Source organism: Paenibacillus sp. OK003 (assembly GCF_900109515.1).
Lineage (GTDB): Bacteria > Bacillota > Bacilli > Paenibacillales > Paenibacillaceae > Paenibacillus > Paenibacillus marchantiae.
On sequence record NZ_FOBD01000008.1, the window covers coordinates 160,867 to 176,241 of the forward strand.

Below are 15,375 nucleotides of genomic sequence, written 5' to 3' on the forward strand. Positions count from 1 at the left end.
GCAGGACCTACACCTCTTGTTTATCCTGCTTCATGTAGTAATACACAAGACACAGATGACAGACAAATTGTTCACGCGGGTGATTCAGGTCGAAGCCTGTAATGTCCCGTATTCGCTCCAGTCGGTATTTCACGGAATTCCGGTGAATATAGAGGCGATTTGCTGTCTCGATCAGGCTGCCCCGGCTCTCCAGATAATAAAAAAACGTCCGCAGCAAATCTCCGCTGTGTTCGTCATCATAAGCACGCAATTTCCCCAGCTTCCGCTCAAACAATGCCGAAAAACCTGGATCATTCGCCGTTTCGCTCAGCAAGTGATATACCTCTACATCCTCAAACCGGGTTGTACGCCCACCCGACAAACGGGAGGATACCAGCAGGGCATTTCTGGCCTCGCCATAGCTTTGATGCATATTCCAAAGTGGAACCTGGGTGCCTACGCCTGTCCTGAATTGTCCAAGCTTGTTAGCCGGATCTTCAAGCCATAGCCCGATCGTATCAGACCAGGATTGAACGTCATCCATCCATGTCGTATCCCGGGACTCCGGTGTTGGCAAGAAGAGCACTGCCCTGTTGGTCCGAAACTCAATATGAGGTGCTACCCTCCGTTTTCTGGCCTCCTGACCAAGCAATTCGGTCAAGATATCTTCATCCGGAGCCGTCTCCCCTTCCATCACGGCTACTTCCCATAAATGCTCCGGATTCATGCCCAGCTTGCGACCTCTCGATTCGGCTTCATGTGGCAGCAGCAGAGGTGGTGTCAGCAGTTCGTCAATGAAGTTGCCCCGCAGACGCAATTCGGTATCTTCCGCCACCTTGTTTCTCATCAATTCCAGGGATAATACTAATCTGGCTTGCTCAATGCCGACTTGTTCCATCTCATCCAGGGAGTCCTTGTCCACGAGCAGTCGGGCAACCTTCCGCCGATCCAGATTTATCTCCCATACGAGTGGGTCCACAGCTTCTTTCCATTCATAATCCGGCGGTGAAGACACAATCATCTGACCAGCATTGTCGATAACACCCACGGGTGCCTGAAGCAGCTCGGCCACATTGTCCCCCACCGCCTGTATTCCGCTGTTTTCAAGTACCATGGTCATCAGTGTCCGATATACTTCTTCTGACCTGCGGAGAAGTGCGGCCTGTCGATCAAGGACCAATTCCATAACAGGTTGCGTAATATCCATGTAGGGTATTTCAGGAGGAATTTCAATGATGGGCAGGCCGCAGTGATTACTAGCTGCAACGGCTTCTTTCGGGATTTCTTTGAGAAAACGCGCAGGCTTGATAGCCAGAGCAGCCGCCCCTGCTTCATTAAGTGTGTAGATTAGTTCTCCGAGCAAGCCGGGATTATCACGAATTGAATAGGCAGTCGTCAGCATAAGCATGCCTTCTCGCAACCATCCCTGCAGATCCGGCACTTCCATAATATCCACGAACCGCACAACCCGATCCAATCCCTGGTGCCCACTAATGACTTTGGCCTTGCTGAGTATAGGAATATTCAACAGTTCTTTCAATGTTATACCTGTCGTTTTCAAACCTATCGACCACCCTGAGCCAGATTTGCAAATCTTTTTTTTTGCATACTGTATCTAATTTTTTTGGATAGTTTACCAGACTATCTGATCAAAAAAAACGGGAATTTCTGTGATATGCGTATATTATATATTCATTTCATAAATTAAAGTAATAATAACACGTTGTTAGTAGCAGTTGATTGTACAAAAAATAAATTTATCACTTTATCGCGTCACATTAGAAAACAGGAAGAGATATACCCACACTCCTTGCAGACCAGCACCATGCTATTCCATAAGCCCCGATAACACTTTATCCAACACAAATAACGCCGATGCAGTTATACACATTGCATCGGCGTCAACATCAAATGAACCAAACTTTAGAACCATCCAATACCCACATCCGGCATTCCATAGATCAGACATTCAACGCAGACACAGCTGCTCCCAATGAATAGATCGGGTCAAGCGCCCGGATATGCAGTTCTTTTTCCACTTCCAAGGCGAATCCCATCGTTGCAAAACCTGTACACGCAAGAACAATGGACTCGGCGCCCTCCGCCTTCAGTCTTCTGGCGGCTTCCATAGCCGCGATTCGCCCCTGTGGCGTGTTGAGATCCAGCGTAGTTACTACACCTTCGGGACGCTCCATCCCAATATAGGCATCACCTAGTATTCCTCGAATTAGATGAGGCACTTCCTCAAGGATGGTCAATACACCTACACGCGCCGCTGAAGTGAGCGCAAGATGTGCTGCACATGATCCAGCACCATAGACTGGGATGTCAACAGCGGCACGCATTTCTGCGAGAGCCGGATCGGCTGCACAACTGATACCGATGGAGGTACAGCCTTCCTGTTCCAGTTTTCGTGCCAGATCCACAATTTTGGGAATCGATTCAAGCTCTGTGGCCTGATCATATACCCCCAGCGGTTGATCGGGAATGCAGCGACTCCGAACCTGAATGCCATAACGTCCTTCAATCAATGCCCCGTGTCTGTGGATATCTTCTTCATGATGAAGCGTAATCACTCTGATAAGACCCAACATCAGCATTCCTCCCCAGGCTGTGGATATCTTGTGCATATGTTACCCACAAACTGTTGATAGTTACCCCCAGTTATGTGGATATCTCTTTATATATTGTGAATATGTTGTGTATTTGTCGCTAAAACTACCGCGTAATTTACGCATTGGTCCCCACTTTGGATATGTTGTGCATACGCTCTCATTCACTTTTTTTTGATCTACAAGGTTATCCCTTGAATATTCTGCTCTATTATTGATCGAGCAGTTCTCCCTGACGCATAATCAACACATCATCAATGTATACATCCGGCTTCTGCACAACGGCATCAATGTGAACACCTGCTGCAACTGTGCCACCAAAGGTATTATTACTTCCAAAAGCAACATGAATCGTACCGTAGACTTTCTCGTCCTCCAGGACAACACCTGTAATTCGGGCCTTGTCATTGGTGCCAATGCCGAATTCACCAAGAATCCGACCATCACCTTCACCCAGCATGGATAACAGCTTATCTCCTTCAACGCCAGTTGCTGTAACAAGGCGCCCTTCTCTAACTGTCAGTAGAACAGGTTCACTGATCGCACCTATTCCTGCAATTGAGCCATCCACCAGGATCTCACCTTCTCCGATGCCTTCAACGGGGGCGATGTACGCTTCACCGGAGGGCAAATTGCCGGATTCACCTGGATTGAGGTACATGCCTGTGCTTGGCACGCCATTACGTCCCTGAATGGAGAACGACAGCTGGTGTCCATCTTTTTCGATACGGATACTTCTCCCCGCATTCAGCATGGCCGTAACCTTATCTGTCAATGCCTTCACTTTGGGATATTCTGCGGTAATGGCACCGTTCATGAACATATCGTCCGTCATGCCCGGCATCGTAGCTACCCGGGTTCCAGCAGCTGCCGCCTGTTTACGAGCCTGCGTATGGGTTAGTGAATAACGCGTTACGCATACCGCGACATCTGCACGCTTCATCGCTTCGGCAATCGGCGCAGGCGGCTCTTCACCGGATTTGCTCCGTTCCTTCATCACCATAAGCACCGCATCTGCTCCCAGTGCCTTGCCTGCCTCATATATGGATTCGGCCAGTTCTCTCTTGGCATCATCCGCTACGACAGCCAGTGTCTCACCACTGCGAAGTCCAAGGCATTCCACCAAAACATTTTTACTGACGTCAATTCGTTGCTGATTCATTGGTTCGTCTCCTCCTGTGTCAGACCATTTCCGCTACTAGCTTACCCATTAGAGCATTCGACAAAATGACCGGGATTCCTGCGCTGGCATTGGCAACCCATTGACGGTGGCGCTCATCATACCCCATGCAATCCAGTAAAATGAGTTCAACCCGCCCCTTTAATGATTCCGTCGCCTGTCGAAACTCAGCCTCGCCGGATGTATAGGGAGAAGCAGCGGCAAACGCAGGCTGGACCAGGGAGGAAAACTTTAAATCAAGCTGCCCCGCTTGCTCTGGCAATGGTCCGATAAGCCCCAGACGTCGGCCATCGGCCATCGCCTGTACCGCTCGAGGAATAATACGGTCAGGCTCAATAAGGTGTACCTTGGCTGAACGCAGACCCGGAAATGAACCTGTGCACAGCAGCAGAATATTGGGGACACCCATGGCTTCGAATTTACGAATCTTTTGATTCAGCATCGGTCTGATTTTTTCACGGGATACGATAGCTGCACTGCCATCCTGCAGACGGGAAGTGAGCACATATTCACCCGGTTCCGGGGCCAGCGCAGCGATCTGAGTTGCCGACAGTCCGTCCAGCACCCCGACCTGAAGGAGTTCCGCCCGCCCCTCCAGATACTTTTCTAAGACAGGCGCAACATCGGTTCGTGGAGCTTGTCCAATCGTAATCATGCCAAGCTGCTTGGTCATGTTATCGCCTCCTACATATCAGATCGGCTGTGGAAGCCACGTATGTCCACAGCATTATTTTCACCTGCCGCTTCAACCGTGAACTTCTCGACTAAACTATGCAGACGGAGCTGCCTGGATCCCTGGGGTCTGAAGTATTTTCATTGATCCATACAGACGAGTAATCAGGTTATATTCCTCCACATTGTAGAAAGAACAGGTGCCATTCGTGAATTCCTTGGCTGTCTCCACGACCAAACGAACTGCGCTTGCAATATCAACCTCATGGCTCGCTCCTGTGCCGCATCCCGGAACTGCGGATTGAGCGGTTACGGCTACGCCTACAACAGGTGCATGTGTAGCCACAGCTGGCTGCAAAATGGAATTGATATGGTATAAATCATTGCCATATGGCGTAATATCCTGCGTCGTAATCGGGAAGGTCACAGGCAGCTGCCCTGTGGTCATCTCCATAATTCGGAGCAAATCATCGCTCACCCGTAAAATATATCCCTCTTTTACCGTTGGCGAAATGGCGATGCCTTTATGGTTAATCACCCGGTTTCCTTTGGTTGTATCAATGGACAAAATAGCTTCCATCTCTGGCAGAACCTCATGTTCGTTCATCTGCAAAATGTCGACCGGAGAGTCCATAAAATCCACCGGTTCATGCGGAAGAGTCGGGGCATCCGGACAGATATGCGTAGTTACAATGACATCCCCTTTGAGCGAATCACCCTTAGTCTGCATATCGGCGAGCTTCAATCCTGCTGCCACAGCAGCAACGGCACCATCGGCATCCGAGACGAGTCCGATGCGTGTAGGACGCGCACCGATTCCACCCAGTCGTCCGACAATCCCCATGGTCGGGGCCTGCCCTCCTGACAACTTGCCTTGTGTACCAGGGATGATGATTTTAACAAAATCCGTGCTTCCCTTTTCCCCTTGTACGGTCAGCACTTCAACTGAAACCTGTGGATATTGAACAAATAGTTGCTTTACACTTTCACCATTTACATAAGCGCTGTCCAGCGCGTCCAGTGCCAATAACGTTTTTTGAAGTGGCATCGTACACATCCTCCTCTTAGCTGTTGATCTTGAAATCAAGTCTATCGCAGTTCAGAAGAGGGTCACAATGTACTGCCTTGCCAAAATGAGCATCGTTTTATTGTGCGACAAGTATAAATGGGAGTGAAAATAACGTTTTCATTCCGTTTATCTAACTGTATGTGTAATATAATTTAACATTTTATTATCGAGTGACCTGAATATTTTGTAATCTCGGGAATGCACACTTCATTTCTTCGCTTACCCTCTCTTCATTTGCCATTCCACAAGCAGCGAAGCTGTTTCTTCCGCTTGAAACAGGGGAAATTGGTGTCCGTAGGGAAGTTCCACACGTTGAACGGAGGAATGGATATTTTCGGGGCGTGCGTATCCCTTATCGTTCGTCCCCCAAACCATAATTGTGCGCTGCGCATCTGCACTTGTCTGTGACACTTTATCATTTGGATGGGACTGTATCCAGTGGAGCAAATCAGCATTCGCTCCTGCGATGCGGGGAGACTTCATACCAGAAGAAGCTCTCCTCGCATAACCTTCCAGCACGGTTGGATTGATCCCCGCAGCCTCTGCTCTTTTTAACTGCCCAGCCACTTGCTGTGGAGGCATCCGAGATAACAGTCCTTGCAGCATTCTTCTCGGGAGCCTTGATATCAGGCGCTGCTTATGTTGTTAACAAAAGATGATCTTTGCCCAAATATTTCTTGGACTTGTCCACATTTAGAACGTTGTACACACAGGATATCCACATATAGTATTAACTCTGTGTTAAATAGGTTATTGAGCCTCTATATATGATGGGGTTATCCACATTTCAAGAGCGGGTTCGCCATTTGTTCTTCCATTGGGCAATGATGATGGCGTCCACTTACAATAAAACAGGCCAACCAGAATGAAATTCTGGCTGACCTGTTCGAGGCTCGATATACTCGAAATATGAATTAGATAATATACACTGTCCAGCGAATCAAATCAGTGGCGAATGGCTCCATTAGCCTGTGGATACTAGTATGTGGATAACCATTCAAGGATGAGACAGCACTATTTTACTTATACGGATAGCTAATCCGCGTGATTATTTTTTCAGACTATCCCAGTTTTGCTGCAATGCGTCAAGCAGAGCTTTTTTGTCCGATTTACCTGCTACATAAGCCTGAATCGTACTACCGAATTCTTGTGGAACGCCTTCAGGGAAACGGTTAAAGTTCCAGCTTAATGTTTTGTTTTCCTGGCTGTACTTCATGATATCGGTTGCGAGATCACCCAGATCCTCTTCAGATGCCTGAATGGAACTGAACGCCGGGATAAACTTGAATTCTTTGGTCATATACTGTTTCCCGATGTCAGATGTCACGAGCCATTCCAGAAACTCTTTCGCTTCCGGTTTCACTTGCGAATTCTTGTTCACAACCCAGTAGTTCGGTACGCCAACAAACAATTTGTCGTTCGGTTCATTCGTAATTGGCATCGGCAGAATGCCGAGATTCAGATTAGGATCGATGCCATCAATTTGTACCTGCGTCCAGTTCCCTTGCTGCATCATCGCTGCTTCTCCAGTGGCAAACAGGGTTACCTGTGTGTTGTAGTCGGTTGTCAGCGGGTTTTTGTTGCTGTATTTCAGCGTCAAGTCGAGCAGGTTCATCCAGTCCGTGAACACCTGATTGCCAGGAATTTTCTCCGTACCTTCGTTAAGACCTTGAATAAATTTCACCGGATCTGCCTGATTCGCAAATGCCACGTTTACGTTATGATTGCCGAGTACCCACCATTCCTGATATCCATTGGAGAACGGGGTAATGCCTGCGGCCTGAAGCTTTTGTGCAGCCTGATCCAATTGTTCCAGTGTCGTTGGAATTTCAGTGATGCCTGCTTTTTGGAAGAGGTCTTTGTTATAAATGAAGCCATAGCCTTCCAGTGCCAGCGGCTGTCCATACAGTTTGCCGTCTTTGGTCATCGGCTCTTTGGCAACTTCAAGCACATCTTTTGCCCATGCTTCACCTGACAGATCCTCCAGGTATTCGAGCCATGTGTCCAGCTCACGATAACCACCAACGTTGAAAATGTCCGGTTGCTCGCCAGCAGCGAACTTGGCTTTCAATGCAGCGCCGTAGTCACTGCCACCGCCCACGGTCTGAATGTCCAGCTTAATTCCGGGATGGGAGGACTCATATTCCGCTTTGAGACGGTTAAGCGCTTCCGCAATTTCGACTTTGAATTGAAAGATTTTAATCGTTTTGTCCCCGGCAGCAGCCTCTCCACCACCTTGGGTGTCTGTTTTGACAGGACTTCCACTCTTATCTCCGTTGCCACAACCTGCGAGCATTACAGAAAAAGCAATTAGCATAAGCAACGTCAACTTGGTCATTCTTTTCATACATACACTCTCCCTATAGTAGTTTCAGTATAACAGTTTCGTTCCATTTTTTATTCAGGCCACCAGGATGCAGGCGGCGATTGTTTCACAACCGTTCCCGCATCGGTGTTTCCCCTACACCTTGCTAAGTTACCTGGTTCTTCCCCTGAAGTGATGTCTCATAAGCCATAAGTATGGCAATGAAGGTTAAACTTCTTTCTGAACGTTCTTACAGTTTAACGAACCCAGAGCACTCTATTCGCTCCTATTTGCTATGGTTTGCATTCTAACGAATCCTGGAAGCGTTATTTCGTCGATTGGGTCGATTTTTAAGGTTCTGACGCCGTTTTGTACCAGACTAGCGTTACTGAGGTTCATTAAACTTTGCATGCCTCAATTATTCGCCTCTTAAGATGCGGTGAGTTCGTTAGAACTGTGACCCGCGTTTTTATCATGTACCCCCAGGATCTTACCGCTTCTGGCTTTACATCTTTTCTTTATTAATCACTTTCTCTTCAGGAGTCATGCCCATGCTTTGCGGGCCTGACTCCCTTCGCACACCTCCGTGCGAGGTTGGAGCGGAGGGATCATGATGCGCTGGAGGAGCGAAGCGCTCGCCTTTGAAACTCGGTGGCTTCTTTGCCTTCATTCATTCAGGCCACCGAGGAGCAACAGCGACCGAAAGCGCACATGATCCCGGAGTGGACTTCCCTCGCACTCCCCCACATGATCCCGGAGTGGTCCGCCCTCGCACTTACCCTTTAACGGATCCAGCGGTAATCCCCTGAATGATATATTTCTGCATCAGCAGGAAGAAGATGATAATTGGCATGATGCCAAGCACCAGTGCAGGCAGAGCAAGATCCCATTGCTTCGTATATTGTCCGAAGAGCGCAAAGGTCGCAATCGGAATGGTACGCAAATTGGAGCTTTGCAGAATCAGGGATGGCAGCAGATAGTCATTCCAGATCCAAAGTGTATTCAGGATGATGACGGTTACATACATCGGCTTCATGAGCGGGAATACAATCCGGAAGAACACGCCGTAGGCGGAGCTTCCATCCACTCGCGCCGCCTCTTCAATTTCGAGCGGAACCGATTTGACGAATCCGTGGAACAGGAAGATGGACATCGGTGCGCCAAAACCGAGATAACAGATGATGAGCCCGAAGAGGCTGTCGATCAGTCCAAGATTACTGGTTACGGTAACGAGTGGAATCATGATAGACTGAAACGGAATCACCATGGCGGCAATAAACATGCCAAACAAAATTCGGTTGAAGCGTGTATCGCTGCGTACCATTCGGTAGGCGGCCATGGAGCTGATCAACACCAGCAGCAGATTGCTGACTACGGTGACGATGAGCGAGTTCATCAGCGCTGACGGGAATTTAATTTTCTCCCAGGCGTTCGCATAGTTGCCCCATTGGAATACCTCCGGCCATGCGGCCGAATTGGTAAGCAGGTCACCGAATGTTTTGACCGAATTGACAAACAGGAAGTAAAACGGAACCAGGAACAATAATCCAATGAGCACCATAACAATCTCGGTTACAATGGTACTGAAGCGGTAATTTTTTGACGTTTCCATCTATGCCTCCACCTCCTTGCTCTTCGTGACACGCACCTGAATCATGGTGATGATGGCAACGATGACGAAGAACACAAGTGCTTTGGCTGTACCGATGCCATACCGATTATTCACAAAAGCCTCATTGTAAATATTCAGTGCTACCGATTCTGTTGATCCAAACGGTCCGCCTTTGGTCAGCGACAGATTGAGATCGAACATTTTGAATGACCAGGAGATGGCAAGGAACAGACAGATTGTAACTCCCGGCATAATGAGCGGGAAAATAATGCTGCGCAGTACCTGCCAGCGGCTGGCACCATCAATTTCGGCAGCTTCCAGCAGATCGGGTGATACGTTGGTCAAGGATGAGATGTAGATAACCATCAGATACCCTGCGGTCTGCCAGACAAATACAATGACGATACCCCAGAAGGCGGTCGGCTCGTCTCCCAACCATGGGAGGTTGAAGAAGGACCATCCGGTTACGTCGCCTACTGCTGAAAACCCTTTCACAAATATGAACTGCCAGATAAAGCCGAGCAACAATCCACCGATCACGTTAGGCATAAAAAAGATCGTGCGCAGAAAGTTTCTCGTCTTGAGCGGCTTGGTTAGGAAATACGCCAGGAAAAACCCGATAACATTGGTCAAGATTACACCAACCACGGTGAAGCGAACCGTAAACCAAAACGCAGATAGAAACTTGGGATCATTCGCAAAAATTTGCTTGAAATTGTCGAATCCTACCCAATGAATGTTCGCCGACACCCCGTTCCAGTCGGTAAAGGAATATACCATGCCAAGCAGGAAAGGGACCACGATAATGAGAATAAAAAAGACGATGGAGGGACCCACGAACACAAGCTGCTGTAACAGCTGTGAAGATTTGCGATGCTTCATATCGTTCTCCCCTTCTATAGATGGATGAAATTGGTCTCTTGTTCTATTAAACCCCATTCTCGCACAGGGAAACACCGACCCTCGTGAACAGTTGGGTGTAAAATATTGTCCTCTCTTAACCTGCAACCAGAAGGGGTGTCACGATGTCAAAATACTACAGCATTCGCACCAAGCTAATCGCTTTTATGCTCATTGCCACGACGATTCCGCTGCTGGCATCCATCAGCATGACGTTTATCCAGACCAAGACCGCCCTGCGTGAGCAGGCCGTCGCAGAGAACAAACGCCTGATCTTTCAGGCGTCCACCAATCTCAACAATTACGTGGATAACGTGGCAAGAGCTTCGCTTGCTGTGTACAACGATCCAAATTTCCTACGAAATCTGGCGAAAATCCCCGGCGACTATCGTGCAGTTGCAGAGGTATACACCACCTTACAGACGATACGTTCGGCTGTGCCCGATGTATTCCAGCTGTATCTGCACTCCTTTGCTGCCAATCAATCGACATTAATTGCGAATCCTTTCCCGAAGCGGGAAGAACGCAAACAGGCCTACTCTGACTCGCTTCATGGAAAATCGGACGCTAAAAGCCCGGATATCTGGGTCGAATCGGCGCACCTTAGTCATTCCTATGGCTTCAAGGCAGCATCAGCGGATGATCCTCCAAGAACAGTGATTACCCTTCATCGCGTGATCAAGGATGTGCCATCAACAGAACGATTGGGTGTGCTTGCCATCGATCTGAACATGGATACCATTGCCGAAATTTGCAGCAGACTGTATGATCCGACAAAGGAACAGATCTATGTTATCGACAATCAAAACCAGATTATTTACGAGGGAAAGTCGGAAGTCAGCGGAACGGATGCATTACGGCAGGAAGCAGCGACTGAGCTGAACTCCGCACGTTCTGGTGAAGGGACAGCACAGACCGCTTCAGGTCATTTTGAACAGGATCATTCCATGTATGTATACCAGCAGTTAGGAAGCCAATTTGCAGACTGGACCATTGTAAAACAGATTCCGAATGAAACGCTGTACGCGAGTGCCACCACTCTAACGTGGAATAATGCCATGATTGCTATTGCTGCGCTGTTATTGGTCATTGTGGCAACCTTGTTCATCTCGATCCGGATCACCGGACCACTCAAGCAATTAATGCGTTATATGAACCAGATTCAGGCAGGACGCCTGCATGTGGATATCCGGTTAACGAGTCAGGATGAGATCGGTGTGCTGGCCCGTCATTTCCGGGATATGATGGATACGGTGAACAACTTGATTTTGCGGGAATATCGCCTTGAAATTGCGAATAAAACAAATCAGCTTAAAGCGCTGCAAGCCCAGATTCATCCCCATTTTCTGTATAATACGTTGCAATCCATCGGTACACTGGCGCTTCAACAGCAGGGACAACGGGTGTATGTGCTGCTCTCTTCCCTATCCAAAATGCTGCGCTACAGCATGCGTGACCAGACCCGAGTCACTTTGCAAGAAGAAGCCGAGCATGCACGGCTCTATCTGGAACTGCAAAAAGAGCGGTTTGGTGACCGCCTGGAGGTTGAACTGGATTTTGCGGAAGATACCCTGCGCGCCGAAATGCCGAGGATGACCTTGCAGCCTTTAATTGAGAATTACTTCAAGCATGGAGCGGATGTTCAGCCTGGCAAAGGCAGGATACGCATATCCAGTCAGCGAACGCCTGACGATTGGATTCAGATTCGGTTGGAAAATAACGGACCGTGCATTCTGGAAGACAAGTTGTCCGAGATTCAGCGTTGGTTGCGTCCGGCATCCATATCTTCCGATTCCTCTCAGGAACCGGACGAGACTGAGTCGATTGGATTGCGTAACGTGATGCGCAGACTTCAACTGAACTCACCTCCGGGATACAATGCGACGCTTACGATTGGCAATATGGAACCGAATGGCGTAGAGATCATAGTCAAAATATACGCGGGAGAGTGAACAACATGAAAGCTTTGATTGTCGATGATGAAAAACACGTCCGCGATGCGATTAAGCTGCTTGGTCAATGGGAAGCCGCAGGAATTGATACCTTGTATGAAGCGGCAGATGGTCACGAAGCGGTCGCTGCCATCACCTCCCATCAACCGCAAATTGTACTCAGCGATATGCGAATGCCCGGCAAGGATGGTATGGCTCTGCTCGAATGGATATCTGTTCATGCCCCGAATAGCAAGGTACTGGTCATCAGCGGATATGATGATTTTGAACTGGTCAGACATGCGATTCGATATGGGGGTACGGACTACCTGCTCAAACCCGTCGAAGCAGATGAACTGAATTCATCCTTATTTAGGGCAGTCGATGCCTGGAAAGAAGCTGATGCCGTTCGTGTGCAGTCCGCAAGACAATCCATGGTGGTTAATCAGATGCGTCCGCATTATCATGACAGACTGCTCACAGAGCTTGTCGTTGGACGTGGAAGCAACAATACCCAATTCCAGCGGCTGCGGGATGAATTAAATCTGCCCAAGCAGATCGACAGTTGCAGTGTGGCCGTCACCAGCCTTTCCCATCTCGATGCTGAATGCTTGGCAAAATATCGAAGCCAGCCTGACCTTCTCGTATTCTCCGTGCTGAATATCTGTGCGGAGATGTTATCCCCACCTGATGAAGGTGTCGTGTTCCGCCAGCTTGATCAGCCGGATGAAGTCGTTCTCCTATACTGGGGTCAGTGCTCGACACTTCAAACCATTCTCGAAAAAGTGAACGATGGTCTGGAGCAGACCATCCAACGCCGTCTTCATTTTGGTATATCCAGCTGTGAGTTTTATCCTACCGGAACCTCGGCAGCCTATCAGGAAGCTAGTTTGCGGTTGTGGCGACGCAATGCCTTGCAAACGAAGCAGTGCATTCACGATGCGCTGGAGTCCTCCAACGGGAACAAGGGGCTGCGGTTATCTACCTTTGAGGAATCCTTACGACTGGCATCTATGAGTGGGCGCGCTTCCAGCGTGTCCACTGCGGTTGCAGAATGGATTGATCCCATCACCCGGCTCGATGTCATCACAGCGGAGCAGATACAGCAATGGATGGATGAAATGGAATGGATGATTGGCCGTTGGCTCGACGATGCCGCAGGGGCCCCACCGAAGGATGAAGATGAAGCGATAGATGAACAATCCATTCCATTCGCCGAGTTGCCTTTGGACCGTGACGGACTGTTATCGCTGCCCTTGCTCCGCTCCCTGCTGGAACAGCGGTTGCTCGCAGCCGGAAAGGCCCTCACCGCACATCATCATGCCACACCGGACCCAATGAGTGAGATCGCACGTTATATGGATGCTCATTATCAGGAGGACCTGTCTCTGCAGCAGATTGCTGCACGGTTCTACCTGAGTCGCGAATATATATCTCGCAAATTCAAACAGCAGTTTGGATTGAACTGGTCCGAGTATTTGGGCAAGCTGCGAATCAATAACGCCAAGCTGCTGTTACAGAACCCCTCACTACGAATTGCAAAAATCTCCGAGATGGTCGGCTATCAGGACGAGAAGTATTTCAGTAAAGTGTTCAAAAAAATGGAGGGCATCACACCGGGGGAGTACCGCAAATCATTATCTAACGAAAATTCTTAATTGAGCCGCCGGATCTGTGGAAATTCTTCTACTAGAACGTGCTCGATTCGTTAAACGATAAAAGGGGCATCCCGTCATGTTCATGACCCTGGGAATAGCCCCTTTCCTTTTTTACATATATGGATGCAACTTATTGGATACACCCTGATCTTCTTTTCTAATCTAGGAAATCAGCGATCCCGCAGTATGACGGAAGGAACCATACGAATATAGATTAACTCTCCCGCCAGCTCGACGATCGTCTGGGTTACAATCACTGCGGCAGCAATTGTGGCCCACTCTTGCGGCAATGCAAGTGCCAATGGCAGAACAACAAGTGAATTTCGGGTTCCTGCACTAAAAATAACGGCCCTGCCTGCCCCTGTGTCCAATCGGAATAGAGCCACAACCATTCGTGAGATGAAGGGCATAACAACTAGAAAAATAATATAAATGGGCAGAACATCCACAATTACAGCAAAATCAGTGTAGACCTTCCCGATCTGCGATGCGACAACCACAATCAAGGCCAGAGCCATCAGGGGTACAGGCAGCCAAGCGGTTGCGTTCATCACCCGTTCTCCTCTGGCTTTGCCTTTGGTCACAACTTGCGTAAGAATAGCCAACAGCAACGGAATAACGATCAGGAACAGAAAAGCATCCACGAAAGGCCCCACCTGCATGATCTGTGCTGCTTCCTTCCCGATGAACAGCCACAAATATACCGGCAATAAGACCATTTGTATAACAAACAGGATTGGCGTTGCAGCCAGCATCAGCTTCTCATTGCCCCGACCCAGCTGTGTAAAAACAATGACGTAATCAATGCAGGGCGTTAACAGTACCAGATAAACGCCAATGAGCACGACAGGAGGTTGCGGAAACGCAAGGGTTAACAACCACACGACCACAGGCACTACAATAAAATTAGCCACCAGCAAAGCTCCAATAAATCGCAGGTTGGATAAGGATTCTTTGAGCTGTAAAAAAGGAATCTGTGCAAACATGCTATATAGCAAAATCGCAAGCACAGGTGAAACCGTATAATGCAGCGCTGACCCCCATTCAGGGGTGCCCAGCCCAATCGCTGCTCCCACGAATAGGGCAACGACATAAAACCACGTTTGTTGCTTCTCCATCGTTTCTCTCGTAAACAACCTTCTTCCTCTCCCTCTGAGAATTAGCATTTTATCACAATATCAAAATGATAATTGTACGTTTGTAGTGAGTTGTAGTGAATTGAAGTATATGTTATTGTCATATTAGAAAGCAGTTCTGGGTAATATGAAAATATCCGCAATGCGCTAACATTGCGGATATCCAGACAAAAGACCGATGGGTGACCACGGCGCGAATTTCAAATGCATGAAAAACCACCGAATTAAGGGGCCAACCTATCGTCGGTGGTTTTTCTTGTTCTTACGTGTCTTCTTAACGCTGAATAAAGTCCTCAGGCCAGTAAAAATACTGACGATCTT

12 protein-coding genes are annotated in these 15,375 nt (G+C 48.5%); 2 read left to right on the forward strand and 10 right to left on the reverse strand.

All coding sequences use genetic code 11. The annotated features are described in order from the left end of the window. Positions 1-7: 7 nt before the first annotated feature. From BMW94_RS14325 to BMW94_RS14365, 9 genes are all read right to left on the reverse strand, one after another. Complete coding sequence (locus BMW94_RS14325) at positions 8-1,540, reverse strand: PucR family transcriptional regulator (RefSeq protein WP_090999329.1); 1,533 nt, start codon at positions 1,538-1,540, stop codon at positions 8-10. A 400-nt stretch (positions 1,541-1,940) separates the two neighbouring features. Further along, on the reverse strand, positions 1,941-2,573 hold the full coding sequence (locus BMW94_RS14330; protein WP_090904204.1) for an aspartate/glutamate racemase family protein: 633 nt from the start codon (positions 2,571-2,573) through the stop codon (positions 1,941-1,943). A 229-nt stretch (positions 2,574-2,802) separates the two neighbouring features. After that, entirely contained in the window at positions 2,803-3,753 is a 951-nt protein-coding gene (locus BMW94_RS14335) for an aminopeptidase (protein ID WP_090999331.1), read from the reverse strand. A gap of 19 nt (positions 3,754-3,772) precedes the next feature. Next, the gene (locus BMW94_RS14340) at positions 3,773-4,444 is read right to left on the reverse strand and encodes an AroM family protein (protein ID WP_090999333.1); all 672 of its coding nucleotides are present in this window, start codon (positions 4,442-4,444) and stop codon (positions 3,773-3,775) included. A gap of 96 nt (positions 4,445-4,540) precedes the next feature. Then, positions 4,541-5,491 carry a DUF1177 domain-containing protein gene (locus BMW94_RS14345; RefSeq protein WP_090999335.1) on the reverse strand — a complete coding sequence of 317 codons (951 nt, stop codon included), beginning with the start codon at positions 5,489-5,491 and terminating at the stop codon, positions 4,541-4,543. Positions 5,492-5,731: 240 nt separating this feature from the next. Next, a complete protein-coding gene (locus BMW94_RS14350; protein ID WP_175480695.1) occupies positions 5,732-6,094 on the reverse strand; it encodes a hypothetical protein in 363 nt (120 codons plus the stop codon). Between the two features lie 466 nt (positions 6,095-6,560). After that, on the reverse strand, positions 6,561-7,859 hold the full coding sequence (locus BMW94_RS14355) for an ABC transporter substrate-binding protein (protein ID WP_090999338.1): 1,299 nt from the start codon (positions 7,857-7,859) through the stop codon (positions 6,561-6,563). 733 nt (positions 7,860-8,592) lie between these two features. Further along, positions 8,593-9,429 (reverse strand): carbohydrate ABC transporter permease, encoded by an 837-nt coding sequence (locus BMW94_RS14360; protein ID WP_053779743.1) that lies wholly within the window; start codon positions 9,427-9,429, stop codon positions 8,593-8,595. Further along, a complete protein-coding gene (locus tag BMW94_RS14365) occupies positions 9,430-10,311 on the reverse strand; it encodes a carbohydrate ABC transporter permease (RefSeq protein ID WP_063567994.1) in 882 nt (293 codons plus the stop codon). It abuts the gene before it with no gap. 143 nt (positions 10,312-10,454) lie between these two features. Between BMW94_RS14365 and BMW94_RS14370 the strand changes: the two genes are divergently transcribed. Both BMW94_RS14370 and BMW94_RS14375 read left to right on the forward strand, forming a co-directional pair. Beyond that, positions 10,455-12,281, forward strand: a complete 1,827-nt coding sequence (locus BMW94_RS14370) for a cache domain-containing sensor histidine kinase (RefSeq protein ID WP_090999340.1) — start codon at positions 10,455-10,457, stop codon at positions 12,279-12,281. Positions 12,282-12,286: 5 nt separating this feature from the next. Beyond that, on the forward strand, positions 12,287-13,918 hold the full coding sequence (locus tag BMW94_RS14375) for a response regulator (protein ID WP_090999342.1): 1,632 nt from the start codon (positions 12,287-12,289) through the stop codon (positions 13,916-13,918). A 170-nt stretch (positions 13,919-14,088) separates the two neighbouring features. On the opposite strand, the gene BMW94_RS14380 is transcribed toward BMW94_RS14375, so the two are convergent. Continuing rightward, the gene (locus tag BMW94_RS14380; RefSeq protein ID WP_175480696.1) at positions 14,089-15,084 is read right to left on the reverse strand and encodes an arsenic resistance protein; all 996 of its coding nucleotides are present in this window, start codon (positions 15,082-15,084) and stop codon (positions 14,089-14,091) included. Positions 15,085-15,375: the final 291 nt, after the last annotated feature.